The sequence below is a fragment of the Cyclobacterium xiamenense genome (assembly GCF_009467825.1).
Classification (GTDB): domain Bacteria; phylum Bacteroidota; class Bacteroidia; order Cytophagales; family Cyclobacteriaceae; genus Cyclobacterium; species Cyclobacterium xiamenense.
This window is the reverse complement of the sequence record NZ_WIOK01000082.1, coordinates 1-1110: the sequence shown is the minus strand read 5'-3', so window position 1 is coordinate 1110 and position 1110 is coordinate 1. Positions and strand designations below refer to the sequence as shown.

At 46.1% G+C, this 1110-nt stretch carries 1 protein-coding gene; it reads right to left on the bottom strand.

The window, feature by feature from the left end:
• Positions 1-127 precede the first annotated feature (127 nt).
• Positions 128-982: an IS3 family transposase gene (locus GCU44_RS22930; protein WP_262885347.1), complete on the bottom strand. Its 855-nt coding sequence runs from the start codon at positions 980-982 to the stop codon at positions 128-130.
• Between the last annotated feature and the right edge of the window lie 128 nt (positions 983-1110).

Genomic DNA, 1110 nt, shown 5'->3' with positions numbered 1-1110 from the left:
TATAATACTCCCCATATGTTGGACCAAAAGTATCAGTCGTTAAGTTAACTCATTTATTTGATATTACCTCCTTAGTTGTCTTATTTCCCAAGGGTACCCTTGGGAAATAAGACAACTAACCTTTACTTTATGCTGCTTTTTGGGTTACCCCAAAATATCTTTCCCTGGGCTTCTCCTTGGTGGTGTGATGGACCTTTTGGTTGTAATATTTCATGTACCAGTTGATACCTTTCAATAGGTCATAACCATCCTCGCTAGGATTCAGATAGATGTAATCATATTTGATCGATCTCCAAAACCTTTCGATATAGATATTGTCCAGAGCACGCCCTTTCCCGTCCATGGAGACTTTGATGTCCTGTCCCTCCAGGTAATTGATCCATAGTGCCGAGCTGTATTGGCTACCTTGGTCAGAGTTGATTATCTCGGGCTTCCCATAGGTTGTTATAGCTTCTTCCAGCACCTGTTTACACCATTTGGCGTCCTGGCTGTTGGACACACCCCAGGAAAGGATCTTTCTGCTGTACACGTCCATGACCGCAGTCAGATACATGAATCCTTTCTGCATGGGGATATACGTGATATCGGTTACCCAGACCTGATTGGGCCTGTCAACCTTGAGGTTTTTCAGCAGGTATGGCCTGATGTATTCCCTAAGCCCTGATTTGGTCAGGTTCTTCCTTCTGTAAAGGGTTTCCCTGCCCATCAGCCTGAATAACCTTCGGATACGCTTTGGCCCTACCACGAACCCCAGACCGGTCAACAGGTACACCATCGACACTACTCCTTCGGTTGGGTGTTCGGTAAGGTGCCTGTCCATTATTCCCATCAGCTTCAGGTTCAACTCGTTTTCCCCCTTCGGCTTGTAATACAGGCTGCTACGTGGCACTTCCAGTACTTCACACTGTCGCCTGATCGACATCCCCTGGTAATCGGCTGAAACCATTCTCAACCGCTCGCTCATATCCCCAGTTTCTTGCAACTTTTTTTTAAAAAGTCATTCTCCACTTTCAGCTCACCGATCTGCGCATACAGCTGCTCGATCCCCGGACCTTCTTCCTTTTTATTGGGAGACTCCTTTTCAAATGCCGCCGAAATGTTCTCTAGAAA